Origin of the sequence: Lonsdalea britannica (genome assembly GCF_002111595.1) — a bacterium.
Taxonomy (GTDB): Bacteria; Pseudomonadota; Gammaproteobacteria; order Enterobacterales; family Enterobacteriaceae; genus Lonsdalea; species Lonsdalea britannica.
On record NZ_LUTN01000012.1, the window covers coordinates 1 to 25,769 of the forward strand.

16 protein-coding genes and 6 pseudogenes are annotated in these 25,769 nt (G+C 58.6%); 9 read left to right on the forward strand and 13 right to left on the reverse strand.

The features are described from left to right. Positions 1–1,136: 1,136 nt before the first annotated feature. Both AU509_RS11040 and AU509_RS11045 read right to left on the reverse strand, forming a co-directional pair. Positions 1,137–1,667, reverse strand: a complete 531-nt coding sequence (locus tag AU509_RS11040) for a hypothetical protein (RefSeq protein ID WP_085651236.1) — start codon at positions 1,665–1,667, stop codon at positions 1,137–1,139. An 18-nt stretch (positions 1,668–1,685) separates the two neighbouring features. Further along, entirely contained in the window at positions 1,686–2,108 is a 423-nt protein-coding gene (locus tag AU509_RS11045; protein ID WP_162896316.1) for a helix-turn-helix domain-containing protein, read from the reverse strand. A gap of 86 nt (positions 2,109–2,194) precedes the next feature. Here AU509_RS11045 and AU509_RS11050 point away from each other — a divergent pair, with 86 nt between their 5' ends. The 7 genes and pseudogenes from AU509_RS11050 (at position 2,195) to AU509_RS11080 (ending at position 7,329) form a co-directional block, all read left to right on the forward strand. Next, on the forward strand, positions 2,195–2,383 hold the full coding sequence (locus tag AU509_RS11050) for a DNA-binding protein (protein ID WP_085651235.1): 189 nt from the start codon (positions 2,195–2,197) through the stop codon (positions 2,381–2,383). A gap of 54 nt (positions 2,384–2,437) precedes the next feature. After that, positions 2,438–2,743 carry a helix-turn-helix domain-containing protein gene (locus AU509_RS11055; RefSeq protein WP_085651234.1) on the forward strand — a complete coding sequence of 102 codons (306 nt, stop codon included), beginning with the start codon at positions 2,438–2,440 and terminating at the stop codon, positions 2,741–2,743. A gap of 17 nt (positions 2,744–2,760) precedes the next feature. Continuing rightward, a pseudogene (locus AU509_RS11060) lies at positions 2,761–3,677 on the forward strand (DUF3102 domain-containing protein). A gap of 9 nt (positions 3,678–3,686) precedes the next feature. Then, complete coding sequence (locus AU509_RS11065; protein WP_094118333.1) at positions 3,687–5,447, forward strand: DDE-type integrase/transposase/recombinase; 1,761 nt, start codon at positions 3,687–3,689, stop codon at positions 5,445–5,447. 198 nt (positions 5,448–5,645) lie between these two features. Then, positions 5,646–6,547: pseudogene (locus AU509_RS11070) on the forward strand (ExeA family protein); the annotation flags it as partial. A gap of 2 nt (positions 6,548–6,549) precedes the next feature. After that, positions 6,550–6,792 (forward strand): hypothetical protein, encoded by a 243-nt coding sequence (locus AU509_RS11075; protein ID WP_094118334.1) that lies wholly within the window; start codon positions 6,550–6,552, stop codon positions 6,790–6,792. 144 nt (positions 6,793–6,936) lie between these two features. Further along, a complete protein-coding gene (locus tag AU509_RS11080; protein ID WP_085651229.1) occupies positions 6,937–7,329 on the forward strand; it encodes a Mor transcription activator family protein in 393 nt (130 codons plus the stop codon). A gap of 1,461 nt (positions 7,330–8,790) precedes the next feature. Here AU509_RS11080 and AU509_RS11085 read toward each other — a convergent pair. From AU509_RS11085 to dgt, 6 genes and pseudogenes are all read right to left on the reverse strand, one after another. Beyond that, positions 8,791–9,782, reverse strand: a pseudogene (locus AU509_RS11085) (sulfate/molybdate ABC transporter ATP-binding protein). After that, positions 9,772–10,651 (reverse strand): annotated as a pseudogene (cysW, locus tag AU509_RS11090) (sulfate ABC transporter permease subunit CysW). The pseudogenes AU509_RS11085 and cysW overlap by 11 nt, the downstream one beginning before the upstream one ends. Positions 10,652–10,660: 9 nt before the next feature. Next, the gene (gene cysT, locus AU509_RS11095; RefSeq protein ID WP_085651226.1) at positions 10,661–11,473 is read right to left on the reverse strand and encodes a sulfate ABC transporter permease subunit CysT; all 813 of its coding nucleotides are present in this window, start codon (positions 11,471–11,473) and stop codon (positions 10,661–10,663) included. Positions 11,474–11,571: 98 nt separating this feature from the next. Then, positions 11,572–12,581 (reverse strand): annotated as a pseudogene (locus tag AU509_RS11100) (sulfate ABC transporter substrate-binding protein). A 327-nt stretch (positions 12,582–12,908) separates the two neighbouring features. Beyond that, positions 12,909–14,357: a serine endoprotease DegP gene (degP, locus tag AU509_RS11105; protein WP_094118335.1), complete on the reverse strand. Its 1,449-nt coding sequence runs from the start codon at positions 14,355–14,357 to the stop codon at positions 12,909–12,911. A gap of 168 nt (positions 14,358–14,525) precedes the next feature. Then, on the reverse strand, positions 14,526–16,040 hold the full coding sequence (gene dgt, locus AU509_RS11110) for a dGTPase (RefSeq protein ID WP_094118336.1): 1,515 nt from the start codon (positions 16,038–16,040) through the stop codon (positions 14,526–14,528). A 159-nt stretch (positions 16,041–16,199) separates the two neighbouring features. Between dgt and mtnN the strand changes: the two genes are divergently transcribed. After that, positions 16,200–16,901, forward strand: a complete 702-nt coding sequence (gene mtnN / locus AU509_RS11115) for a 5'-methylthioadenosine/S-adenosylhomocysteine nucleosidase (protein ID WP_094118337.1) — start codon at positions 16,200–16,202, stop codon at positions 16,899–16,901. A 124-nt stretch (positions 16,902–17,025) separates the two neighbouring features. Here the strand turns inward: mtnN and erpA are convergent, their stop codons facing one another. After that, positions 17,026–17,370, reverse strand: a complete 345-nt coding sequence (erpA, locus tag AU509_RS11120) for an iron-sulfur cluster insertion protein ErpA (RefSeq protein WP_085651221.1) — start codon at positions 17,368–17,370, stop codon at positions 17,026–17,028. 309 nt (positions 17,371–17,679) lie between these two features. On the opposite strand from erpA, the gene hemL reads away from it, so the two are divergent. Further along, a complete protein-coding gene (gene hemL, locus AU509_RS11125) occupies positions 17,680–18,960 on the forward strand; it encodes a glutamate-1-semialdehyde 2,1-aminomutase (protein ID WP_094118338.1) in 1,281 nt (426 codons plus the stop codon). Between the two features lie 38 nt (positions 18,961–18,998). Here hemL and fhuB read toward each other — a convergent pair whose 3' ends face one another. The 4 genes and pseudogenes from fhuB to mrcB all read right to left on the reverse strand — a co-directional run bounded on the left by fhuB (position 18,999) and on the right by mrcB (position 25,730). Further along, positions 18,999–20,987: a Fe(3+)-hydroxamate ABC transporter permease FhuB gene (gene fhuB / locus AU509_RS11130; protein ID WP_094118339.1), complete on the reverse strand. Its 1,989-nt coding sequence runs from the start codon at positions 20,985–20,987 to the stop codon at positions 18,999–19,001. Beyond that, positions 20,984–21,907 (reverse strand): Fe(3+)-hydroxamate ABC transporter substrate-binding protein FhuD, encoded by a 924-nt coding sequence (fhuD, locus tag AU509_RS11135; RefSeq protein ID WP_094118340.1) that lies wholly within the window; start codon positions 21,905–21,907, stop codon positions 20,984–20,986. Before fhuD ends, fhuB begins: the two co-directional genes overlap by 4 nt. 2 nt (positions 21,908–21,909) lie before the next feature. After that, a pseudogene (gene fhuC, locus AU509_RS11140) lies at positions 21,910–22,709 on the reverse strand (Fe3+-hydroxamate ABC transporter ATP-binding protein FhuC). Positions 22,710–23,243: 534 nt separating this feature from the next. Next, positions 23,244–25,730: a bifunctional glycosyl transferase/transpeptidase gene (gene mrcB, locus AU509_RS11145; RefSeq protein ID WP_085651216.1), complete on the reverse strand. Its 2,487-nt coding sequence runs from the start codon at positions 25,728–25,730 to the stop codon at positions 23,244–23,246. Positions 25,731–25,769: the final 39 nt, after the last annotated feature.

Consider the following 25,769-nt stretch of genomic DNA (forward strand, 5'->3'; position numbering starts at 1 on the left):
ACGTGCGAGATATCAGCGGCGTCGCGCTCGGGGATATCGGCGGCAGCAACCCCTCGCAGCGGCCATCATCCCGTTCGCTGACACCGCGTGGTCCCCCACCCGTCAGTTTTCAACCGTAGCGGCAGGCCGACGAGTGGCGACCAACCGAAAGGACGCCCGCAGTTCGAACCGTACTCACGGCACGCCTGCTGACTCACACGCTCCATACGGCGACTTTTGATGAAATTCCACTATTTATCATGGAGATAGCCTGGGATTGGCGAGGGAGTGACGGTTTTTCTGTTTCGCTCCGCATCATAATCATAGGGCGCGCACGCCAGAAGATTGGCGGAAAGCAGTACCGTTAAAACGGGTCGTAAGGACATCATCATGACGCCAACACTTCAGGGGCATTAAGGGGGAAAGAGCAACACGCTAGCACGTTTGTCCGGGGGGAAATCAGGAAGAGAGGCATGATTGAGCGTTCGTTTATTCCGCGTTTTCACACCGCCTTGCCGCCCCGTCTACGCCTGGGATACGCTCTGGTGTTGAGCGTATGCCGGGCGTAGCGATCTGCCGACGCAAACGCGTCGGAAATTCCCCTCCACCGAAGAAGAGCGAAACGGCGGCACCGTGCTGACATCACTCGCCGTCCCCGCGTGCCAACGGGGAACCGCGAGCGCCAGAATGGGCGCTAAGGCGGATTATGCGGCGAACGGCGAAGCATCATGATGACATCGCTATTCCGCCCGCGCGTCGCAACGTTATCGGGTGGCGGTCCGTGTTCGAACAACATGACAAATGACATCATAAGAAGGGCCAGGTTCCGCCCGGGAGGGTGCTGTTGCCGCCCACGCTCCCATGCGGAACTTTATTGGTATATTCCAGGGAAGTAACAATGAATTCAATAAATACATCAGCCTGCGGTTATTGTTGATATTGACTATCCAGAGTCTTTATATCGCCTTCGCTTATTTTATGGTCCGGCCGCGCCGACCTATTTTCGCACATCGCCGAAAAGCGAATACGTTACGGCGCCATTAAATGGCTTCGGCAAAGATGATGAATGTCTGTGCTCGGCACGGAAATCAGGGATAAAACCGCTCCCACCGCGCGATATGGCTTCAGGGGACTCCGCAAGGCGTCAGGTGTTTCCCTTACCTGCCTCGGCGAAACAAGATGACATCGATAGTATCAATAATAGTCTGATTTTCCGTGGCTATCCGGGATTCGATTTTTCGGATCTTCTCCAGATTTTTACCTGCCAGCGTCACTAAACATACCCAGCTGGCATAAATAATCAGTTTCTTTTCGTCTAAATCTAACAAGGTGGGTTTTTGGTGGAGTATAAGAAAAATATTCCACAGAACAAAAATAAACGCGCCAGAAATCAATCCGAATAAGAGGATGCACGGGATATTGAAATAACAGCGGCGCGAGGATTCATTACGGTTTGATATCAGGGCTTTTTTCATATTCAGTAAAGTTCGGTCATCCATCTCGTGCAACTCAGGGGGTCTTACCGGCGCGGGATTTATATTCACGACGGACCCGACATGTATGGAGCCGGGATTATCCCCCCCGACGCTTATCGTTATTTGTCGATCCAGGTTCTCTTGGGGAAGCATTTTTAAACTGCCCGCGACCTGATCTGCAAGCTCCTGTAATTCATTATCTCTTCTGTCCATGATTAGTCCTTTATATTATCAATGATTTATAACCAACTTCAGCACGCTATCAATCCTATCATTATCGATAGCAGGTTCTTTAATTAGGAAGTTATATATTTTTGCTGATTGTAATACGAGTTCCGCTGACGTCCAGCGTCGTCCCGCTTGTTTAGCCAGCATTTCCAATTTTAGGACAATTTTTGCGAGCAGCTCCGCATCCAATGCGCCAGCACGCGTCTCCGAAGACGCGCCCTGCTCGCCGGTCAAAATGAATTGCACGTTAGCGCCCGACTGTGCAAACGCGGCGAACACATCGCCTCCTGGCACCGCAACGCCGCGCTCATATTTGCTCCACATTTCACGAGACACGCCGCATCTGGCCGCGGCTTCGCCCTGGTTCAACGCTAGCCGACTTCGCTCAGATTTCAGACGCTGAGCACAAAGAGAATCAAAGTTCACAAAAACCCCATTGACAATGAGAACTAAAGTTCACAAAATCTATTGAACAAATAAACACTTTCTTCGTAGAAAAAGGAGCCATCTCGATGAAAACCCCCGAGCAGGTCAAACAGCTGTTCCGGCAAAACGGTTGGACATTCAACCGCTGGGCCGAGGAAAACGGCTACCGCCCCTCAGACGTCTACCGCGTACTGAATGGACTAACGAAGGCGAAATACGGAAAAGGCCATGAAATTGCAGTGAAACTCGGCCTGAAAGCGCCTCAACCCGTTTGATGGTTATCAACCTGCGTAACAGATTATCACATATTAAAAAAAGGAGAATGTGGCATGAGCAAGGCAAACGTATCCAGCGCAGGCGTTCGTATTCTGCGCGTTCTCAAGGCGTTGCGCGGCCACACGCTCGGCGGCGTTTCGAACGGTGAACTGGCGGCGGCGCTCGACGAGTCGCCCGCCAACATCCACCGCGCGCTGCACACCCTGATCGAAGAAGGATTGGCGCAACGGCTGGACAACGGGCGTTTCGCACTGAGCATGCAAACCCTGCAAATCGCTCAGGCTCATGCCAACGAAGTCGCTCGCGCTCAAGACCGCATCAACGAAATGAACCAGCGTTTGCTGGCCGGCAGCCGGTAGTAGAAGGACTCACACACATGGCAAGAATAAAAACTCCACCGCTTGAATTAGTTGCGGATGCCGCATTGGCCCGCGATCTCGACGAAAACCTGAACGCGCTGTCGCAGCACCAGACGCGCATCATGCAGCAGTACGGCGAAGGTCTGCCCTACGAGCGCGACCGCATCGTGCACGAAGCCCGTTTCTACATGGCGCAAAGCGCGGAAGCGATGCTGGAAGCCGGTAAACGCCTGGTGATCCTCAAAGAAAACGAACCGCACGGCACCTTCACGACCATCGTGGAAAACGAGCTGGGACTCGCGCCGCAGGTGGCGCGCCGCATGATGCAGGCCAGCGTCAAGTTTCTGGGCTACGGCGACAGCACGCAGCCAAAGCGCTCATGCTGCGCGTTCTGGGCAAAACCAAGCTGTATGAACTGATGGTGCTGGACGACGACGAGCTGGATCAGCTGGCCGAAGGCGGCACGGTGGCGGGCGCGACGCTCGACGAGATCGACCGCATGACCAGCCGAGAACTGAAGGCGGCCCTGCGCGAATCCCGCGAAAACAGCGCCGCGCAGCAGCGGGTGCTGGCCGATAAAAACAGCAAAATCGACGAACTGGCCACCCGGCTGGAGAAAAAGTCCCGCATTCAGCCGCCGGAGCCGGACCAGCAGAGCGCGCAGCTGCGGGCGGAAGTCGGCGCCATCGCCTTCGACGCCGAAGCGCACCTGCTCGGCAAACTGCAGGCCGGCTTCAGCGCGCTGGTCGACATCAGCGAAAACAGCCTCCAGTCGCCGCCCACCGAGTTCATGAACGGCCTGCTGTGCCAGCTGGAGCGCGCTATCCACCAGCTGCGCGAGCGCTTCTTTCTGGACGATGCGCCGAACGCCAGCCTGAAACCGGCCTGGCTCGATGCCCCGGAACCTCGCCTGCCCCACGTCGAGACGGTCTGAGGAGTGATGATGAACGCCGCCCTGACGGAAAAACTGGTCGCTGTCGCCCGCGCCGCGCGCGAAGCCGGACACGGCCAACGCGGTCCGATCTACGACGCCGCCTGCGCCGAACTCGGTATGTCCCGCGGCACCCTGCTGCGCAAGCTGAAGACCGTGGCGATGCCCCGCCGCCCTCGCAAGCAGCGCAGCGACGCCGGCAACAGCGCGCTGACCCGCGACGAAGCCGCGCTGCTGGCCGCCACGCTGATGGAAGCGACGCGTAAAAACGGCAAACGCCTGTACGCCATCGCCGACGCGGCGGACACGCTGCGCGCCAACGGCCTGATCGACGCCAGCCGCATGGACCCGACCACCGGCGAGTGCATCCCGCTGTCCGCCTCCACGCTGAGCCGCGCGCTGCGCAGCTACGGCCTGCATCCGGACCAGCTGAGCGCCCCCGCGCCGGTCACCGAACTGGCAAGCCGTCATCCCAACCACGTCTGGGAAATCGACGCGTCGCTCTGCACGCTCTACTACCTCAGCAACGGCCGCAAAGGGCTACAGGTGATGGACAGCGCGCGCTTCTACAAAAACAAGCCCGCCAACCTGGCGCGCATCGCCAGCGACCGGGTGTGGAGCTACGAAATCACCGACCACGCCACCGGCTGGATCTACGTGGAATACGTGATGGGCGCGGAGTCCGGCGAGAACCTGTGCTCGGTGCTGATCAACGCGATGCAGGCGCGCGGCGGCGCCGACGTCCTGCACGGCGTACCGCGCATCCTCTACCTCGATCCCGGCTCCGCCAATACCGCGAGCATGACCCGCAACCTGTGCCAGTCGCTCGGCATCGAATTGATCGCCCACAAGGCGCACTCCGCCCGCGCCACCGGCCAGGTCGAGAAAGCCCGCGACATCATCGAACGCAAGCTGGAACCCGGCCTGAAGTTCCAGCCGATCCACAGCCTGGAAGAGCTGAACGCGCTGGCCGCCAAATGGCGCAGCCACTTCAACGCCACCGCCGTCCACAGCCGCACCGGGCTGACGCGCACCGCCGCGTGGCTGAACATCAGCGACAGCGAGCTGGTGGAAGCGCCGTCGCGTGACGTCTGCCGCGAACTGGCGGTCTCCGCGCCGGATACCCGCAAGGTGACGCCGAAGCTGCGCGTCTCGTTCCGCGGCGTGGAGTACGACGTGTCGTCGGTGCCGGACGTGATGGTCGGCCAGACGCTGCGCATCACCCGCAACCCGTGGCGCAGCCGCTGCGCGCAGGTGGTGATGATGGGCGAGGACGGCTACGAGCACTACTGGCAGGTCGAAGAGGTCGAGAAAGACGCCTACGGCTTCGCGGCCTCCGCGCCCGTCATCGGCGAACGCTTCCGCGCGCAGGCCGCCACGCCCGCGCAGACGGCCAAAGCCGAGCTGGAGCGGCGCATCACCGGGACCGACAGCGCGACGGATGCCGCCGACGCCCGCCGTCGCCACGCCCTGCCGTTCGGCGGACGGCTCGACCCGTATAAGCATATCGACGACGCCGAATTGCCGAGCTACCTGCCGCGTCGCGGCCAGCCATCTCCGGTCCGCGCCCCGCGCGTGGAGCAGCGTCCGCTGAGCCACGTCGAAGCCGCCCGCCTGTTGCGCGAGCGCTTCCTGAGCCAGCGGCAGAGCTGGACCTCGGCGCACTATCGTCAACTGGCCGCCCGCTATCCCGACGGCGTGCCGATCGACGCGTTGGAGACGCTGGCTGACGAACTGCTGACGCCGCCCGCCCGCATCGTCAACGGGCCGTAATTTCTCAGCGCGACCGCGCCGCAACCTGACCGGGCCGCCGCAACAGGCCGCCCTCCCCGCCGACCCAGAGCGACGCGATATCGCGCCGCCCAGGGGACGCTCAACCTTTTTTCGGCGTGAAAGCACGTCGCACAGACCACGCGAGACCGCACAACGCCCCGACGGCACGCCGTCAGGACGCGTTCATTCAGCGTGATGGAGGCAAGGATGTTATTGAAAAAACAGGTGTTGCACCCCGAAACCCGCAAAGCGTTCGGACTGTTTCGCGACCCGTTCGCGGAAGACGCGCTGCAAGGCGCGGAAGACGTGTTCGTCACGCCCGACATTCGTTATGTGCGGGAAGCGCTGCACCAGACCGCGTGCTACGGCGGCTTCATGGCGGTGATCGGCGAGTCCGGCGCGGGCAAGTCCACGCTGCGCCGCGACCTGATCGACCGGCTGGAGCGCGAGCGCGCCCCGGTCGTCGTCATCGAGCCGTACACGCTGGCGATGGAAGACAACGACGTTAAAGGCAAGACGCTGAAAGCGGTAGCATCGCCGAAGCCGTGATCAGCACGCTGGCGCCGCTCGAACCCATCAAGCGCACGCAGGACGCCCGCTTCCGCCAGATGCACCGGGTGCTGCGCGACAGCAGCCGCAGCGGCTACAGCCATGTGCTGATCATCGAAGAAGCGCACAGCCTGCCGATCCCCACGCTCAAGCATCTCAAGCGATTTTTCGAGCTGGAGAGCGGCTTCAAAAAACTGCTGTCCATCGTGCTGATCGGGCAGCCGGAGCTGGCGTCCAAACTCAGCGAACGCAACCCCGAGGTGCGCGAAGTCGTGCAACGCTGCGAAGTGGTCGAACTGCGACCGCTGGACGGGGCGCTGGCGGATTTCCTCAGCTTCAAACTGGGCCGCGTCGGCAAAGCGCTCGACGACGTTCTCGACGACGGCGCGCTGGACGCCCTCCGCGCCCGCCTCTGTTTCCATGCAAGCGGCCGCCATGCGGTCAGCCTGCTTTACCCCTTAGCTATCGGCAACCTGATGATCGCCGCCATGAATCTGGCAGCCAGCATCGGCATCCCCCTCATCAATTCAGACGTTATTAAAGGACTCTAATCATGGCCAAAATCATCATCAACATTACGCACAAAAAAGAAAAAGCGGCGCGCGGACTGAGCGCGGTGGACCTGTCTTGCGCCGTCACGGCGGAGCTGGACGACCACGAGGAGGAGATGACCCTGCTGATGACCCAGCTGCTCGGCGCGGGGCTGCCGGACCTGATCGAGTCCGCCAACGACCAGTTGGTCATGCTGCTGGAAGATCAGGCGTGCGGGTGGCCGATGCCACCGTCACGCCGCTGAACACCGACGCCGCGGCGTCGGACGACACGGGAGGAACCCGTCAATAAGACCCTGACCGGCGTCCGCGCCGGTCGTCCATCCCTCCGTTAACGGAGAAATCGCAGTGAAATCCATTGTTTTTGACATTAAGGAAAGGAATACATCATGACAAACAGCAACAGTTTTCGCAGTAAAGGCCCGGAGCTGCTGGTCGAGCTTGCACAGCACACCGCCAACATTCTGCACGAGGCCGTCGATATCGACACCCGCACCGCCGACCAGATAGGCGAAGCCGTGGCCAGCCGGATGATGCAGGTGTGGGGCGGACAAAACGTCTACTTCCCGATGGGAATGGCCTGGAGAGTCAGCCAGCGCGACCAGGAGATCTTCAGCGACTTCAACGGCAAAAATCACCACGATCTGGCCCGCAAATACGGCGTATCGCTACAGTGGATCTACAGCGTCGTCAAACGCGTCCGCAAAGAGGAGCAGGCGCGCATTCAAGGCTCGCTGTTTGAGGGCGGCGCCGCCAGCGACACCGCCGCCGACGACGACTGATCGCCCCGCCCGGACCACACTCCCCGTCGGTCCGGGCGGCGTTTTCCACGGCTCACGCCGCGCCTGAAACACCGCAATCCCCCTGCCACATCCCACCAATGCCTGAGTCACCCCCATCTGACCGCCGGAAAACCGGGGATTCGCGCGTCCGCTTGTTGGAACGTTCGTCCACGCCAGGCCGACGGCGAATAGCCGATGCGCGCTTCACGTAAACCACACAGCGTTCCCTTTCGGCGCGATACCAGAGCGGATTCGGGGCTGCGAACGCCCGGACAAAGGCATCGAAAGCAGACGCATCAAGGACAAAAGCCCCGGCTGATGCGGCGGCAGGTCGCAACGGCTGGACGGAGAATGGCTGGACGGAGCCCCGTGCCGGGTCGCTTTCGCCATGCCAGTCAGGGGCATTCGTGATGGAAACGTCAGGGCGATGCGGCGATGGCAAGAGAGGTCAAGCATCGGCTGACCGAGAGGCGAACAGTCGACAGGTTCCCAAAAGGCCTTCGCGCCCCGGCAATTAAGGGATAATACCCGGAAGAGTAGGCCGATGGGCCGCCGCGAAGGCGCTGAAAATCGTGCTCAAAAAATGACGGCAGTTGCCGGTTTTTCACCGACGCTCCGTCGCGGAGGATGGGCCACGGAAGAATAGACTCCATGGTCCTCTGACCTGTTGCAATTCATCGCAAGCCCCTATTCCGCGGATAATACGACGATTCGCTTCGCGGATATTCGCTGAATAAAGGTAACGAACTTCGCACACGCGGCTTTTATGGCTATTCCCTATTTCCATTAAGCCCGCCCCGGCGCTAAGTAAAGAAAAAATAAAAACACTGATAGGACCAGTGTCCCCGGCGACGCTGAATAACAAACCCGTCGTAAAATAACGAACGCAAAAAATAAGCAGGCAACGCGCTTTTATCAAAAAACAGACAAAATACTAACGAAATAGTTAGTCAAGGAAAGAGGAAATAGACCCGAAACGCTTACGCATTTATCTGTGTTATTAACCAGCGATCAAGAATAATAAAAAATCCACCTTTCCTTTTCTTGCATATGATTATTCAGATGCATTTCTTTTTTCACATAGCAAAAAACAGTTTCATTCGTCCGAGTTTCCCATTCCCGCCGTCGCATTCACAACGCTTATTATCTCTCTCTGTCGCCGGGGTTTATATTGGGGGGATCAATAGGATATATCCATAAATATCACGTAGAAAACAAAAGCGGTATTGAACAGAAAATGGACATTAGCCTAAGGTTATTTTTCGACGCTTATTAAAGATAAAAAAATAGCTTCAGCGCAAAAAGTCAGCGATGAAGAATATTGGCGAGGTGGGTGTCAGTTTGATAAATACGTTATTTAGATAGGGTGGTAATAATGTATATGGTTATTACATGCTTGTTGAGATCTGGAAAATAGCACGACGCGGCCCAGTTTACTCAGGCCACGTCATTCCATAAGAGTTAAATTTCCCAGTCGTGATTGTAGGTCTTAGGTTTGAATTGAATGACATCACCCCGATGCAGTCCGGCGAGCGTGGCGTCGTCATGCGCGACTTCAGCTTCAATCAGCTCGGGATTCCCTTCAATTTGCAACGTTAGACGCGTTAACGCCCCCAACGGACGGATATCTTTAACGGCAACCGGCTGGTAGTCCGGCTGCGGATCTTTCGACAACACCACTTCATGCGGGCGGAACAGGATGGATTTGTCGGATTCAGACAACGTGAGTCGGTTACTGTCGCCAAGGAAATGGTACACAAACTCGCTGGCCGGATGGTTATAGACCTCATGCGGCGTGCCGATCTGCTCAATCACCCCTTTATTCATCAACACGATTCTATCGGCCACTTCCATCGCCTCTTCCTGATCGTGAGTGACGAACACCGACGTCAGATTGATATTCTCGTGCAGACGAGACAGCCAGCGCCGTAACTCTTTACGCACTTTCGCGTCCAGCGCCCCGAAGGTTCATCCAACAACAGAATTCGCGGCTCGACGATCAACGCGCGGGCAAGCGCGATACGCTGGCGCTGACCACCGGAAAGCTGCTCAGGATACCGATCCGCCAGCCAGTCCAGCTGTACCATATTCAGCAATTCATGCACTTTGGTTTCGATGTCGCGTTTGGACGGGCGTATCGCTTTCGGTTTCATCCGTAAGCCAAAGGCGACATTGTCGAAAACCGTCATATGCCGGAACAAAGCATAGTGCTGAAACACGAAGCCCACGTTGCGATCGCGTACGTCATGCACCGAAACGTCTTCGCCGTGAAACACAATATTGCCGCTGTCAGGCTGCTCCAGTCCGGCGATGATGCGCAGTAGGGTCGTCTTGCCGCAGCCGGACGGCCCGAGTAACGCCACCAACTCGCCGCTTTGAATGGACAAGTTAATCGCATTCAGCGCCCGGAACTGACCAAATTGCTTGTTAACGTTATGGACTTCAATGCTCATTTTTGGCCAGCTCCTGTTGTTGCTCTACCTGTTTTGTCAACCGTGCCTCGCTCCACTGGCGCAGCAGCAGTATCACCAACGACATCACCAGCAGCAGAATAGCCACGCTGAACGCCGCGACGATGTTGTATTCGTTATAGAGAATTTCAATGTGCAAGGGCAGCGTGTTCGTCATACCGCGGATATGTCCCGACACCACGGAAACCGCACCGAACTCGCCCATCGCGCGCGCCGTACACAGCACCACGCCGTAAATCAGTGCCCATTTCACGTTCGGCAGCGTAATGTTCCAGAACATCTGCCAACCATTCGCCCCCAACAGGCGAGCGGCTTCTTCTTCTTGCGACCCCTGTTGCTCCATCAGCGGGATCAGCTCGCGCGCCACATAGGGCAGCGTTACGAAGATCGTCGCCAGCACGATGCCCGGCACCGCGTAGACCACCTGCAAATCGTGCTCCATCAGGAACGGGTAAAGCTTGCTCTGCGCCCCGAACAACAACACATAGACCAGCCCCGTCACCACCGGAGAGACCGAGAACGGCAGGTCGATCAGGCCAGCAGCAGCGTCTTGCCGCGAAATTCGAACTTGGTCACGCACCATGCCGTCGCCAGACCAAAAATCATATTCAGCGGGACGGAAATGACCGTGGCAAATAGCGTCAGCTTGAGGGCCGACACGGCGTCGGGCTCGGAAATCGCATTCCAGAAGGCGCCCACGCCGTTATGTAATCCCTGTGTCACCACCATCACCAGCGGCAACACCAACACCAGCACAAAGACCACCCAGCAAGCCCGACCAAGGTGTAATAAGTGACAGGCCGCCGGGAAACAGAGCGTGTCTTATCCGACACGGAGACTGTGTTATCCATCATCATCCCTCAGCGATTTGGTTGAATTCGGCGCTGCAACACGTTGATCAGCAACAGCATAATGAATGACAGCACCAGCATGAATACGCCGATACCGGTCGCCCCTTTGTAATCGTACTGGTCCAGCTTAGAAACGATCAGCAACGGCATGATTTCTGTTTTGAACGGAATATTGCCGGCGATAAACACCACGGAACCGTACTCGCCCACACCGCGCGCAAAAGCCAGCGCGAAGCCGGTCAACCAGGCAGGCAGAATGGCGGGGAGCAGTACATGACGAAATATCTGCAGCGGCCTTGCGCCAAGGCAAGAGGCAGCCTCTTCAACTTCCTTGGGAATGTCCGCCAGCACCGGCTGTACCGTCCGCACCACGAACGGCAGCGTGACGAAAATCAGCGCCAGCGTTATTCCCAATGGGGTGTAGGCGATCTTGAAGGGAAACAAGCTGCCCACCAGTCCGGTTGGCGCGTAGAGCGACGTCAGCGCGATACCGGCCACGGCGGTGGGCAAGGCAAACGGCATATCGATCATGGCATCGATAATTTTGCGCCCTGGGAAGGTATAGCGCACCAGCACCCAGGCCAACAGCGTGCCAATAATGCCGTTGATAAAGGCGGCAGATAACGCCGTGGAAAACGAAAGCCGCACCGAGGACAACACTTGTCGGCTGGTGATCAGATCCCAAAACTGGGTCAGTGTGAGTTGGCTGGCGTAGAGGAACATCGCAGCCAGCGGGATTAAAACAATCAGCCCCAGATAGGTGAGGCTAAACCCTAACGTCAATCCAAAACCGGGCATCACCGGCGAAGCGCGTCGTGACATAACAAGCCTTTCTTTTTATCTACCAGACCACAAAGGTCTCCCGCATCCCTGCGTGACAAAACCGCCCCATACCGGGGCGGTTTACATCATGAGATACCTTACTGATTAATTTTTTCGAAGATGCCGTCAAAAATACCGCCATCAGCGAAGAACTTGGGCTGAGCCTGCTTCCAGCCGCCGAAGTCGCTGTCGATCGTCACCAGTTTCACCGGAGCAAACTGGCTCTTGAACTCTTCCGCAATTTTTTCATTACGCGGACGGTAGAAGTGTTTGGCGATGATACGTTGCCCTTCATCGCTATAAAGATAGTTCAGATACGCCTCCGCCTGCTTTTTCGTGCCTTTTCTTTCGACCACGTTGTCGACAACGGCCACCGGCGGTTCAGCAATATGGACAGCGACGGAGTGACGATCTCCAGATTTTCGCCGCCCTGCTCTTTCAAAGACAGATAGGCTTCGTTTTCCCAGGCGATCAGCACATCACCGAGCTGACGCTGTACGAAGCTGACGGTCGAGCCACGCGCACCGGTATCCAGCACCGGGGCATGACGATACAGTTCAGTGACGAATTTCAGCGCGCTTTCGTCGGTCCCGCCCGGCAAATGTTTGGCATAAGCCCAAGCGGCCAGGAAGTTCCAACGCGCCCCGCCGGACGTTTTCGGGTTAGGCGTAATCACCTGCACGCCGGGTTTAATCAGATCGCCCCAATCCTTGATCTGTTTAGGGTTTCCTTTACGCACCAGAAACACGATGGTGGAGGTATAAGGCGTACTGTTATCCGGCAAACGAGCCTGCCAGTTCGGGTCAATGAGTTTTTTATTGAGGTTGAGCGCATCGATATCGCCCGCCAATGCCAGTGTGACAACATCCGCCTGGAGTCCGTCGATAACCGAACGTGCCTGCTTGCCGGAGCCGCCGTGGGAATTCTTGATCGAGATATCTTCACCCGTGGTGGCCTTCCAGTGCTTGCTGAAAGCGGCGTTATAGTCCTGATAGAACTCCCGCGTAGGGTCGTAAGACACGTTCAGCAGTTCTGTTGCTGCAGAGGCAACGCCTGAAAACAACAGGGTTGCGGCAGCCAACGACAGCCCCAGACGACGCTTTGACATAGTTATCACTCCCTCAAGAAGTCATTCAGTTCGATACCCGCAGGCAACCGGGCTAATTATGGGTCCGTCCTGATAGGGTCTGGCGTTGCGGCAGTCTGTGGAGAGCGCGCCATAGCCGGAAATAGCGATAAGCTAAGTGTGTTATCAGGCAGGAAGTAAGACTGGACAATAGAGGATATGGGAGGACGGCAAAAAGACTGTTTCGCGATAATTTATGCAATCCCGTTATATTCTTCGCACAATTTTTGGGGTTTTAAATTGGGCTGGCCGCGCGCGCAAAGAACCGGGGGAAAGGCTGACGCCGCGAACGACGCCAGCCCGATCGGATTACTGCAGCAACAGATACAAATTACTGTCGCCACGGCGGATATTTAGCGCCAGCACGGGCGGTTTGCCGTCCAAAATCTTGCGCAGTTCGCCAATGTTGGCCACGGCCTGCTGATTCACGCCAAGGATGACATCGCCCGGTTTCAGGCCGATACGCGCCGCGGAAGAGCCGGGTTTCACCTTCTCGACCTTCACGCCTTTCTGGCCGTCGAGCTGCGTATTGCTGAGCTCGGCGCCTTCAATGCCCGAGTTCAGATTGCCCGCCGCCACCTGAGCCTGACTGCTTTGCTGCAACGTCACGTCCACGGAAACCGGCTTGCCGTCTCGAAGCAGACCCAATGTCAGCTTGGTGCCCGCAGGCAACGACCCCACCTGTGCGCGCAGCGCCGCAAAGCTGCTGACCGCTTTACCGTTCAGCGACACAATAACGTCGCCAGCTTTGATCCCGGCCCCCGCCGCCGCCGATTTCGGCTGAACCTGGCTGACGAACGCGCCACGCTGGGCGTCGATCTTCATCGCCTGCGCCAGCTCGGAGTTCAACTCCGTGCCGACGATACCCAGTTCGCCGCGTTTCACTTCACCAAACTCAACGATCTGATTCACCAGATTTTTCACCATATTGCTCGGAATGGCGAAACCGATGCCGATGTTGCCGCCGTCCGGGGCCAGAATCGCCGTGTTCAGGCCAATCAGTTCGCCGTTGAGATTAACCAGCGCGCCGCCGGAGTTACCCCGGTTGATCGCCGCATCCGTCTGAATGAAGTCTTCATAGTTTTCGATGTTCAGCCCGCTGCGACCGAGCGCGGAAATGATCCCGGAGGTCGCCGTTTCGCCCAGACCGTAAGGATTGCCGATCGCAACGGCATAGTCGCCGACGCGCAGCTGATCGGAGTCCGCCATTTTAAGCTCGGTCAGATTACGGGCGTCTTTGATCTGCACCACGGCGATATCGGATCGCGGATCTTTGCCGATCACCCGCGCGTCGTATTTACGTCCGTCATTGAGACGCACCTGGATCTTGTCGGCGTTATCGACCACGTGATTGTTCGTCACCACGTAACCTTTAGCCGCATTGATAATCACGCCCGCGCCCAACGCCTGGAAGGTCTGCTGCTGACGCGGCTGTTGATTAGGATTGCCATCGTCATCTCCGCCCTGACACATCGGTGAGGACTGGAACGGCGAACCCTCCTGACAAAACGGGGAATCCTCACCAAAGAATGGCTGTAGCTGAGGCGGTATAGCCCCGCTGCCCGCCCGGCTGACCGGCGCATGTCCTTCGACGGAAATATTGACGACCGAAGGCATCACTTTTTCGAGCATGGGCGCCAGACTGGGCAGCTGTTGGCTGGAGGAGGAGACCGATTCCGCCGCGATGGCCGGAACCGTCCCTGTGGCCATTGCCAGGCTTAACGTCAATGCACTCAGAACCAATGATTTTCTTTTCATAGGAATAGATCTCATAGTCAATCAACACGCAAATTTTACGGCCTTTTGCTGTGGTCGTGCAGATAAGATAACTCTGCGCAAAGGAAGTTCCTCTGCGCAATCCTGTGAAACGTAAGGAAATATTGTCTCTGTTTACAAAACGGCCGTCGGCGACGCCCTGCCTCTCGCCTACTCAGCCGCCATCAGCCGACGGTATTCATCGTAGGCATAAAGGTCGGTCATGCCGCTGATGTAGTCCTGAATCAGGCGACCGCGATAGTAAAACTCCAGACACTCCTGCTGCTCAGCGGGCTGCTTCTCCAGCGACGTCACAGCCTCCCGATAAGCCAGACAGTGCTTGCGCGACAGCTTGTGGTAGAGGCGGGTCTCAATCGGATAATCGCGATGGAACTCCTCTTCCACCAACGTCTTAAAGTCAGCCGACGGCATTTGCAGCAAAGGATGGTAGATGTCGAGCAAACCGTGCATCACCCGGCTTCCCTGCAACTCCAACTGCTCCACTTCGTGGTGGTTGAAAACATGCTTGATCGCCACCTGCTTGAATGTTTTCAATAGCCGGTTTTGCGGGCTGTCGTCTTCGAGTAAAGCCTGATTGAAGGCTCCGCTGAAAATTTCCGGCAGATGTTTGATAAAACGTTTTGATGCATGAGGCACCAGACGACCCACGGTATTGACCCGCAGATTCATGAAAAACTGATCGTCGCTGCTGCGCCAGCGGTGATACTCGCGGGACTCGAACGCCTTACCGACGGTCTCCATGAACAAATCGTTCGGCTCAGAGGTGCCCCAGGCGTCTTCCAGAAGTTGATAGAGACGGTCGATGGAAAACAGTTTTTTCTCCACCGCATCTTCCAGATCGGCAATACAGTATGAGATATCATCTGCCGCTTCCATGATGTAGGTCAGCGGGAAACGGTGGAACTCCTTCATGTCGAGTTCGCTACGCAGCTGATTCACAAACGCCTCTTCCGCCAGATAAAAACCCGGCTTTTTCATCAGGTAGCGATAGTCAGCGGGCGGCTCATCAATCCAGTAGGCGGGCTTGGTGTATTTGAGGATACAGGCGACCTGCGAATAGGTCAGATTCAGCTTTAACAGCGTGTGCACCATCCGCACCGCCTGGGCATTGCCTTCGAACTGACTCAAATCCTGACGAATGCGGCAACGCAGTTCGTTCAGCTCTTCCTCGCCCTCCTTCAGCGTCAAGCAGGCAATCTGGCAGGCGTCTTCTCGCGTGGTGTTTTTTTTGCAAAACTCAGCATCCATCTGCGTGGAAAACCAGTTTCTCAGCGCGGACTCCCCGAAATGGCCGAACGGCGGGTTGCCGATGTCATGCATCAGGCAGGCCATTTCCACCATACTTTCGAAGGGAATTTCATACTGGCTCAGCCCGAAGGTGTCCAACTTCCCCTGTCGCCTCAGACTATCGATAATATTTTTAGCGATATAGCGGCCAATCTGCTGCACTTCCATCGAGTGCGTCAGGCGGGAACGCACAGCCGCGTTCCTTTCCAACGGGAACACCTGCGTTTTCTGCTGCAACCGGCGAATGGCGGCGGAATTGATGATACGGCCGCGATCGCTTTCGAACTCGCGGATAACGCCGTAATCATCCTTCTTTTCTTTAGGCTTGCTTAACGCCCTCTGATAGCTGATTTTCTTGGCAAAATCGATGTTGGACATGCTGTTCTCCGTTTCTGGCCCTGACCGGTGATAGCATGCCCGCACGGGCGATACAACGGTTAAGGCGTTTTGTTCGCGTGCTCTCGCTATCATAACGGCCATGATAGACTACCGGCCACGACACACCTGTTAATTCAAGCAAAACTTGTGGGGAATCCTATGAAAGTTGGCATCATTGGCGCCATGGAACAAGAAGTTATCTTGCTGCGCGATCAGATTCAGAACCGCCAGACCATACAGCGCGCTGGCTGTGAAATTTACACCGGACAGCTGCACGGCGTGGACGTGGCGCTGCTCAAATCCGGGATTGGTAAAGTCGCGGCGGCGCTGGGGACGACGCTGCTGCTGGAACACTGCCGCCCAGACGTCGTGATCAACACCGGTTCGGCCGGCGGTCTGGCCTCCAGCCTTAAAGTGGGCGATATCGTGGTGTCCAGCGAAGTCCGCTACCACGACGCCGATGTCACCGCGTTCGGTTACGAAGCCGGTCAGATGGCGGGCTGCCCGGCCGCTTTCGTCGCGGACGAAAAGCTGATCGTTCAGGCAGAACAGGCTATCGCCAAGCTGGATCTGAATGCGGTACGCGGCCTGGTCGTCAGCGGCGATGCCTTCATCAACGGCGCGGAGCCGCTGGCTCGCATCCGCAGCACCTTCCCGCAGGCGGTCGCCGTGGAGATGGAAGCGACGGCTATCGGCCACGTCTGCCATCAGTTCGGCGTACCTTTCGTTGTCGTGCGTGCGATCTCCGACGTCGCGGACCAGGAATCTCATCTGAGCTTCGATGAGTTCCTGAGCGTGGCGGCCAAGCAGTCCACGCTGATGGTGGAAGCCCTCGTGCAGTCGCTGGGCCAACAGGGCTGATTCGATAGCCCGCCGCCGCATTCACTGACGAGTGGATTCGGCGCGGATAAAAAAAAACCCGTGCGGCAGCCAGGCTGAGCACGGGTTTTCTAGGTACGCCACCGGGTGTGGCCGAGCTTGAGGATCAGATGCTAAAGGACGATCCGCAGCCGCAGGTGGTTTTAGCATTCGGATTGGTGACCACGAAGCGCGAGCCTTCCAGCCCTTCGGTATAGTCTACCGAGCCGCCGACCAGATATTGCAGGCTCATCGGGTCAACGACCAGCGACACGCCCTGCTTTTCAATCATCATATCGCCCTCGTTGACCTTGTCGTCAAACGTAAAGCCATATTGGAAACCGCTGCAGCCGCCGCCGGTGATGTACACCCGCAGTTTCAGATCGGGATTTTCTTCGTCAGCAATCAGGAATTTCACCTTATTGGCCGCGGCATCAGTGAATTGCAGCGGCACTGCTGTTACGTCGCTCATCTTTGGTACTCCCAAACTCAGTATCGGGCGGTGATTATCCGACCCGGTGATGCTTCGATTATCTAATAGCCCCCGACAACGTTCAAGAGATGATCGGTTCGCGGCGGGGCGGCAGTGAATGACGCCGCGCTCAGGCAGGCATGTGCTCCGGCAGGTTCATGGGGGCGATTATCGGCCTTTTGCCGTCCCAAAACAACGTCGTTCGCCTACATCGTCCTCCCATCTTGGTCACAAGGATTTCACAACCGGCCGCTCTTCATTAGAATGAGGGCATACTCTGTGACATCAATCCCCAGTCAGGAATCTGTAATGAATAAATCTGAAAGTCTGTACGCGGCGGCGCAGCAGGTCATACCGGGCGGCGTAAACTCACCGGTACGGGCATTTAACGGCGTCGGCGGCACGCCGCTGTTTATCGAACGCGCCGAGGGCGCCTATATCTACGATGCGGACGGCAAAGCCTATATCGACTACGTCGGTTCCTGGGGACCGATGGTGCTGGGGCACAACCATCCGGCGATTCGCGATGCGGTGATCGCCGCCGCGGAGCGCGGACTGAGCTTCGGCGCGCCTACTGAAATGGAAGTCACGATGGCGAATCTCGTGACCTCGCTGATGAAAGGCATGGACATGGTCCGCATGGTCAACTCCGGCACGGAAGCCACCATGAGCGCCATTCGTCTGGCCCGAGGTTTTACCGGCCGCGATAAAATCATCAAGTTCGAGGGTTGCTACCACGGCCACGCGGACTGCCTGCTGGTGAAAGCCGGCTCCGGCGCGCTGACGCTGGGACAGCCGAACTCACCCGGCGTCCCCGCCGATTTCGCGCGTCATACCCTGACCTGTACGTATAACGATCTGGCTTCTGTGCGCGCCGCCTTCGAACAGTATCCCGAAGATATCGCCGCCATCATCGTTGAACCGGTCGCCGGTAACATGAACTGCATTCCGCCGCTGCCGACGTTCCTGCCGGGGCTGCGCGACCTGTGCGACGAATTCGGCGCGCTGCTGATCATCGATGAAGTGATGACCGGTTTCCGCGTCGCGCTGGGCGGCGCGCAGGCCTTCTACGGCGTCCAGCCGGACCTGACCTGTCTGGGTAAAATCATCGGCGGCGGCATGCCCGTCGGCGCATTCGGCGGTCGCCGCGACGTGATGGAAGCGCTAGCGCCGACCGGGCCGGTTTATCAGGCGGGGACGCTGTCCGGCAACCCCATCGCCATGGCGGCGGGCGTCGCCTGTTTGACCGAAGTCGCCAAACCGGACGTTCATCCGCGACTAACCGCGTTGACGGATCGTCTGGCGGAAGGGCTGTTGGACGCGGCTCGGGCAGAAAATGTGCCGCTGGTCATCAACCGCGCCGGAGGCATGTTCGGCCTGTTCTTTACCGACGATGACACGGTGACGAGCTATCAGGACGTGCTGAAATGCGATGTGGAACGCTTCAAACGCTTCTTCCACCTGATGCTGGATGAAGGCGTTTATCTGGCGCCGTCCGCGTTCGAAGCCGGCTTCATGTCCACGGCACACAGCGAACAGGATATCGATCGCACCGTGGCCGCCGCACGCAAGAGCTTCTCGCAGCTGTAGTGCGTCTTGTAGCCTCAGAGTCAGTCCGGCTCTGAGGCTCAACGCGCCTGCTTTCTCAGCAGGTAGACAAAGTACGGCGCGCCGATGAACGTCGCCAATAACCCCGCCGGGATTTGATACGGAAACAACATCATCCGGCCCGCCCAGTCGGCCGCCGCCATCAGACCGCCCCCTATCGCCGCTGCACAGACAAGGTGCGACATCACCCGATTGAATCCCAGCATCCGCGCGAGATGCGGTGCCATCAGCCCGACAAAACTCATGGGGCCGACGATCAAGGTCGCGCCCGCGGTCAGTACCGCCGCCAGCAGCAGAATCGCCAGACGGGCCAGCGACACCGGTACGCCGAGCGTGAGGGCGGTGACGCCGCCTAACGGCAGGATCTGTAACCAGCGGCGGCAAAACGGCGTCAACAACAGCGCCGCTACCGCCAATGCGCCGGTATAGATCACCTGCCTGCCGTCCACCCCATAAGTGGAACCGGTGATCCAGGTCAGCACCGCCCCCATACGCGGATCGCCGCTCGCCAGCAGTAACGTCACCAAGGTGGTCAGCGCGGAGCCCACCGCAATCCCGGTCGGCAACAATCTCTGCGTGGAAAAGCCGCCTCGCCCTGCGACCGCCATCATCACCATCAACGTGATGGCCGCGCCGAGGCTGCCTGCGGGCAAACGCCACGCCAGCGCATTACCCGGCCACAGCAACATCAGGATCACGACGCCAAATGCCGCCCCCGAACTGATCCCCAGCACTTCAGGACTCGCCATCGGATTGCCGGTTAACCGCTGAATCAAACATCCCGCGACCGCCAGCATGATGCCCGCGCAGAGCGCCGCCGCCAGACGCGGCCAACGCCACGGCAAGAGTTCAGAGAAAGCATCGCCGCTGGCCCAATGCCAGCCCTGCGCGTCACGTCCCAGACACAACGCGACGATAACCACCAACACCAACGCCACCACGCCGCCCGACAGCCAAAGTGGGCCAAGACGCCGTTGCCGCATGGCGGCAGGCGCATCATCCACCGCCGCCGTCATCCCGTTGCGCAGGCGCGGCAACAGGAACAATAAAATCGGCGCGCCGACCAGCGCGGTCGCCGCCCCCGTTGGGACCTCGCGCCAGACGTCCGCCAGCCAGAGCGTTAGCCGATCGGTAAGGCACAACAGCAGCGCCCCCAGAAGCGGTGCCAGCCACAGCCGCTGCCCCAGACGGCGCGCGCCTAACATTTTCGCCAGCAGCGGCGCGAAAAGGCCGACGAAGCCAATGATGCCCGCGGCATTCACCCACTGGGCGCTGAGAAAGATCGCTAGCGTCAGCGTACCGAGACGCGCCAGTCCCAGCCCAAGACCTGCATTACGCGCCACGCCATCGTCCAGCCCCAGCAGCGTCAATGGCCGCACCAGCAGACCGGCGGCGATAAACCCCAGCGCCAGACGCGGCAGCACAAATGCCACGTTGCGCCAGTCCTGCTGATTCAGCGAGCCGCTGCTCCACAGAAACAGGTTGGTCAACTGGTCAAAATTCAGCAACGCCAGCAAATGATTGACCGCGCCGCAATACAGGCTCAGCACCAGACCCGCGAGGATCAATGTCACCGGCGACAAGCGCCGTCCCCAGGCGACGCCGAACACCAGTCCCCCCACCAACAGCGCGCCGAACATCGCCGCCAGTTGCGAGGTCATCGCCCCGCCCGGGAGCGCCCACAGCGTGGCGACGGTGATACCAAGCTGCGCGCCGCTGGCGACGCCCAGCGTGGCAGGTTCCGCCAACGGATTGCGCAGCACCTGCTGGAACAGCACGCCGACCAGCCCCAACCCCGCGCCAATCAGCAGGGACAACGCCAGACGCGGCAGCTGACTGTAGTGAAACAGCATCTGCCGAATATCGTCCGGCGAGGGGTTCACAATACCTTGTCGCCACAGACCGACTGGCAGCTGTTGATTCAGTTGACTCAGCGATATCGCCAGCACCAGCAAGGACAGTGCGCCGATGACAAAGAGGGTAAAACGACGGGAGGATGTCGATATCATCGGAACGCCTCCCGCGCGTTAGCCAGCGTCTCGCAAAAACGCATGGCGGAAAGCGTGCCGCCGTAAAACCAGACCGGTTCCACCCGCTGCCAGCGCCGGTGACGAACGAACGGCAACGCTTGCCACAGCGGATTGGCCGCCACCTCGTCCATCAACGCGCCGTTGCCGTGATCAAAACATAGCGCGTCGATATCTGCGCTCAGCGTCGCCAGCGTTTCCATGCCCACGATCAGACTGCCCCAGGCATTGGTTTCCCCTTGCCAGGCGTTTTCGATCCCGAGTTCATCCATTACCGACTGAAACAAACTGTTGCGCCCAAGGATCAGGACATGGCGGGCATCCATCACGGTGAACAACAGCAGTGGCCGATGCGTGTAGGCGTGTAAATTGACCCGCGCCTGCTGAAGAAAATGACTGAACGACGCCAGATGCTGCTCCGCCGCCGGGCGCAAATTCAGGCGGTCGCCCAGCGCCCGCAGCGAGCGCCGGGCGCTCTCCAGCGGGCCATCGTCACCGTTAATGAACGAAAACCCCATGCCCGGCGCGATGCGTTGCATCTGCGCGGGCGAAGGACCAAAGCCGTCGGCGTACAGCAGCAGGGAGGGCCGCAACTGAGTCAACAGTTCCAAATTCGGTTCGGTGCGCAGCCCGACGTCCACCACGCTGTCCGGCAACATCGGCGACTTCACCCACCGCTGATAGTTATGTTTATCAGCCACGCCCAGCGGAGTGACGCCCAACGCCATCAGCAGCTCCAACGGCTGCCACTCCAGCGCCACGATACGATGAACATCCGCGCTCGCGGCCTGGCCTCGCAGCGCATACGCACACGGCGACAACAGCAGCGCGGTCAGAAAACGGCGGCGAGAAAGACCGGTAGTAAAGCAACCACAAGAAGATAGCCCGGAGGAAAATGTCATCGTCAGCACACAAAACTTATCGGCGAACCATCCGCCGGATGCGGCAGGATCCCCATCGGGATCCCATAGATGTCCTGCAATACCGACGCCTGCATCAGCTCTGCGGGCGTGCCCTGCGCAATCAATTTTCCCTGACGCAGCGCCAGCAGGCAGTCACAGTAGCGGGCAGCCATATTCACATCGTGCAGAACCGCAATCACGGTTAGCCCACGTTCACGGCTGAGCTGTCGGATGAGCGCCAGTACGTCGACCTGATGGGCGATATCCAGCGCGGAGGTGGGTTCATCCAGTAACAGGCAGCGACTGCCTGCGCCAGCGTCATCGCCAGCCAGGCCCGCTGACGCTCTCCGCCAGAGAGGCTGTCCACCAGCCGCTGCGCGAACGGCGCCAACCCGACCAGCGCAATGGCCTGTTCCACCTGCTCCCGGTCGACCTGTCCGAAACGGCCCAGCGCCCCGTGCCACGGATAGCGCCCTACCGCCACTAGCTCGCGCACCGTCATCCCTTCGGCGGCGGGCAGTTGCTGGGGTAGATAAGCCACCTGACGGGCGAACAACGCGTTGCTCCACCGCGGTAAAGGCTGTCCCGCCAGCGAGAGCAGACCACTGCTGGCAGGCTGATGGCGACCCAATATTTTGAGCAGCGTCGACTTACCCGATCCATTATGGCCGATCAGCCCGTAGACTTTTCCCGCGGGAAACGCGACCGACAGCGGGTGCAGCAGAGTTCGGTTGCCGACGCTGAAGCTGACCGCCTCAAGCGAGAACGTCATGTCGTTATCCCGCGGGACGTTACGCTGCATAAGACGGGCTCTGAGCGATAGCACAGACGATATTCGCCATCGCGAATGATGGTGCGGAAAGGTGGGACGGATAAGCGGGCGTCAGCATAGGTCGCATCTCTAGGGGATTATTAATTAATGCAAACGAGAATAATTATTATAAGCATCGCATTTTTGCAAAAGGGACGAGCACTGCAAGCGCCTTTGGTTGGTATGAAACCAACGCGGTCGGCGCCGAGCCGGATGCTCGTGCGGGACCTCATTCACGTCGAAGTCTGTCGGTAGCGTATTGATACCACCGGTATCTATCTCGTCATGCCCAGTCATCAACCCGTTTCGGGCCGAGCGACATCCACTCTGAGCGCCTGCCGTCAATGACAGGGGATGCGTTTTCAAATGTCCTGATCCACAAACGCCCACACGTTTTCTCTGGCGGTTAGAACGGAGCAACCCTCCTCTGCTCTTGAGGAAGTGATATCGAACTGACAACAAAAAAGCCCGCAACGAAAGTTGCGGGCTTTGAAGATAATAGCGGCAGTCACGCCTTAGGCGAAATTACTGTCCGAACATCTCTTTGATCCAACCGGCGACGCCCTGCCCGTCTTTCTGCTCATCCGGCTGTCCGCCTGGCTGTCCTTCCTGCGATTGAACCGTCTGAGGGGCTGTTTGGCACAGCGACTGCGGATTATCGCTCCAGACCGGCAGCGCGCGTCCCGCGCTGCCATTGCAGATCACGTTGCCATTGCCGTCGACCGTCATGGTGTTGATGCCTTCCGGCGGCGTCAGCGTCAATGTCAGCGGCGTCTGGTTTTCCAGATAGCGGCGGTAGAGCGTCAATGCGCCGTTAGCGCCGGTCAGCTTGGCCGGACCGTTGTTGTCGCGACCCACCCAGGCAATCGCCACTTCTTTACCGTCCACGCCAGCGAACCAGCTGTCGCGCAGATCGTTGGTCGTCCCGGTTTTGGCCGCCAGATGATAGCGCCCGAATTTCACCGTCAGCGAGCGGGATGTCCCGCGTTCAACCACCTGTTGCATACCGTACAGCGTCAGATAGGCCGCCTGAGCCGGTACGGCGCGTTCCGCCTGCGGGAAGCTTTGATACAGCACCGTATTGTCTTCCGCGATCACGGAACGGACCGCCGACAGCGGGGCGCGGTTGCCGCCGCTGGCGATGGTCTGGTACTCCTGCGCCACTTCCATCGGCGTGAGGCTGATCGCCCCCAGCAACATCGACGGTACAGGCTGGATCACCTCTTTAGGGATCCCCAAACGTTGCAGCGTGGCGCTGACCTGATCGAGTCCTACCGCCATCCCCAGATTCACCGTCGGGATGTTCAACGAGTTGGCAAGCGCATCCACCAACAGCACCTGACCACGGAACTGGCGGTCGTAGTTCTTCGGCTCCCAAATCGCGCCGTTCGGCTGTTTCAGCGACAGCGGCGCATCCGCCAGCACGGTATTGAGGCGATAGTGATCGGGATCGCTGAGCGCCGTCAGATAAGTCGCGGGTTTCGCCAGCGAGCCGACCGAACGACGCGCCTGCATCGCACGGTTAAAACCGGCGTATTGCGTATCGGCGCCGCCCACCATCGCACGGACTTCTCCGCTGAAACGGTCGACGATCACCATCGCCGCTTCCAGATCTTTAAGATTACGCGCAGCGCGCAGCGCGGGCACGCCCGTTTCTACGGCGCGCTCGGCGGCATCCTGCGATACCGGGTCAAGCGTGGTAAAGATCTTCACGCCGGACAGGTCATTGACCTTGTCGCCCAGCCGCTGTTGCAGCTCCTGACGCACCATCTGCATAAACGCGGGCTGCGGGCTGATCACGCCGCCTTTCGGCTGGACGCCCAACGGGCGCGCGCTCAGCATGTTATAGAGATCTTCGTCGATCACCTGCTGGTTTTGCAGCAGACGCAGCACCAGATTGCGTCGCTCCAGCGTCAGTTTCGGGTTACGCCACGGATTGTATAGCGAGGCCCCTTTGACCATACCGACCAGCATCGCTTGCTGATCGAGGCTCAGTTCGTTCACCGGACGGCCGAAGTAGTAGAGGCTGGCCAGCGGGAAACCGCGGATCTGATCGCTGCCGCTCTGACCGAGATAGACCTCGTTCAGATACAGTTCCAGAATGCGATCTTTGCTGTAGCGGGCGTCCACAATCAGCGCCATATAGGCTTCATTGAGCTTACGCCACAGCGAGCGCTCATTGGTGAGAAACATGTTTTTCACCAACTGCTGGGTCAGCGTGCTACCGCCCTGCACGGCACGTCCGGCGGTCAGGTTGGCCAGCACGGCGCGGCCAATAGAGAACAGGCTGATGCCGTCATGCTCGTAGAAGTGGCGATCTTCGGTCGCAATCAGCGTGTCCACCAGCAGATCGGGGAATCCCGCGCGCGGCACGAACAAACGCTGTTCGCCATTCGGCGACTGCAGCATGGTGATCAGTTTGGGATCGAGCCGGAAGAAACCGAAGCTCCGCTGGTTGTCCAGATTCTGGATCTGCGACAGGCGATCGTTGTTGAACACCAAACGGGCGCGGATCTGTCCCTCTTTACCATCGGGGAAGTCGAACGGGCGGCGCAGCATTTCAATGCTATTGGCCTGAACCGTGAACTCGCCGGGGCGGGTCATGCGGGTGACTTCGCGATATTGCATCCCTTCCAGCAAATGCACCATTTCCTGCTTGCTGTAGGACATGCCGGGTTCGAGGTTCACCATCCGGCCATAAACCGTCGCCGGCAACTGCCAGACCTTGCCGTCGATGCGGCTGCGGATTTCGCTGTCCAGATAGATGCCGTAGACCGCCATGACGACCACGAACACCAGCAGCAGTTTCAGCACCAGTCCTAACCAACGGCGCTTTTTACCAGGCTTGCGGCTCATTTCTTCGTCGTCCTCGTCATCATAATCATCGTCATACTCTTCGTAATCATCATCATAGTCATCATCATCCCTGCGACGCCGTAGTGCCTGTTTACGTGTAGGTTTTCGCGGCGCTTTTCCCTTGCGTCCGATAGGTTCGCGATCGTCCCGAGACATTACTGTGACATCTCCATCAGGTTGCTAACGGCACCTGTG

Excerpts from the sequence above, each read along its gene's own strand:
- AU509_RS11040 (WP_085651236.1), bottom strand. The coding sequence starts at position 1,667 with ATGGACAGAAGAGATAATGAATTACAGGAGCTTGCAGATCAGGTCGCG.
- AU509_RS11050 (WP_085651235.1), top strand. The coding sequence starts at position 2,195 with ATGAAAACCCCCGAGCAGGTCAAACAGCTGTTCCGGCAAAACGGTTGG.
- AU509_RS11055 (WP_085651234.1), top strand. The coding sequence starts at position 2,438 with ATGAGCAAGGCAAACGTATCCAGCGCAGGCGTTCGTATTCTGCGCGTT.
- AU509_RS11065 (WP_094118333.1), top strand. The coding sequence starts at position 3,687 with ATGAACGCCGCCCTGACGGAAAAACTGGTCGCTGTCGCCCGCGCCGCG.
- AU509_RS11075 (WP_094118334.1), top strand. The coding sequence starts at position 6,550 with ATGGCCAAAATCATCATCAACATTACGCACAAAAAAGAAAAAGCGGCG.
- AU509_RS11080 (WP_085651229.1), top strand. The coding sequence starts at position 6,937 with ATGACAAACAGCAACAGTTTTCGCAGTAAAGGCCCGGAGCTGCTGGTC.
- cysT (WP_085651226.1), bottom strand. The coding sequence starts at position 11,473 with ATGTCACGACGCGCTTCGCCGGTGATGCCCGGTTTTGGATTGACGTTA.
- degP (WP_094118335.1), bottom strand. The coding sequence starts at position 14,357 with ATGAAAAGAAAATCATTGGTTCTGAGTGCATTGACGTTAAGCCTGGCA.
- dgt (WP_094118336.1), bottom strand. The coding sequence starts at position 16,040 with ATGTCCAACATCGATTTTGCCAAGAAAATCAGCTATCAGAGGGCGTTA.
- mtnN (WP_094118337.1), top strand. The coding sequence starts at position 16,200 with ATGAAAGTTGGCATCATTGGCGCCATGGAACAAGAAGTTATCTTGCTG.
- erpA (WP_085651221.1), bottom strand. The coding sequence starts at position 17,370 with ATGAGCGACGTAACAGCAGTGCCGCTGCAATTCACTGATGCCGCGGCC.
- hemL (WP_094118338.1), top strand. The coding sequence starts at position 17,680 with ATGAATAAATCTGAAAGTCTGTACGCGGCGGCGCAGCAGGTCATACCG.
- fhuB (WP_094118339.1), bottom strand. The coding sequence starts at position 20,987 with ATGATATCGACATCCTCCCGTCGTTTTACCCTCTTTGTCATCGGCGCA.
- fhuD (WP_094118340.1), bottom strand. The coding sequence starts at position 21,907 with ATGACATTTTCCTCCGGGCTATCTTCTTGTGGTTGCTTTACTACCGGT.
- mrcB (WP_085651216.1), bottom strand. The coding sequence starts at position 25,730 with ATGTCTCGGGACGATCGCGAACCTATCGGACGCAAGGGAAAAGCGCCG.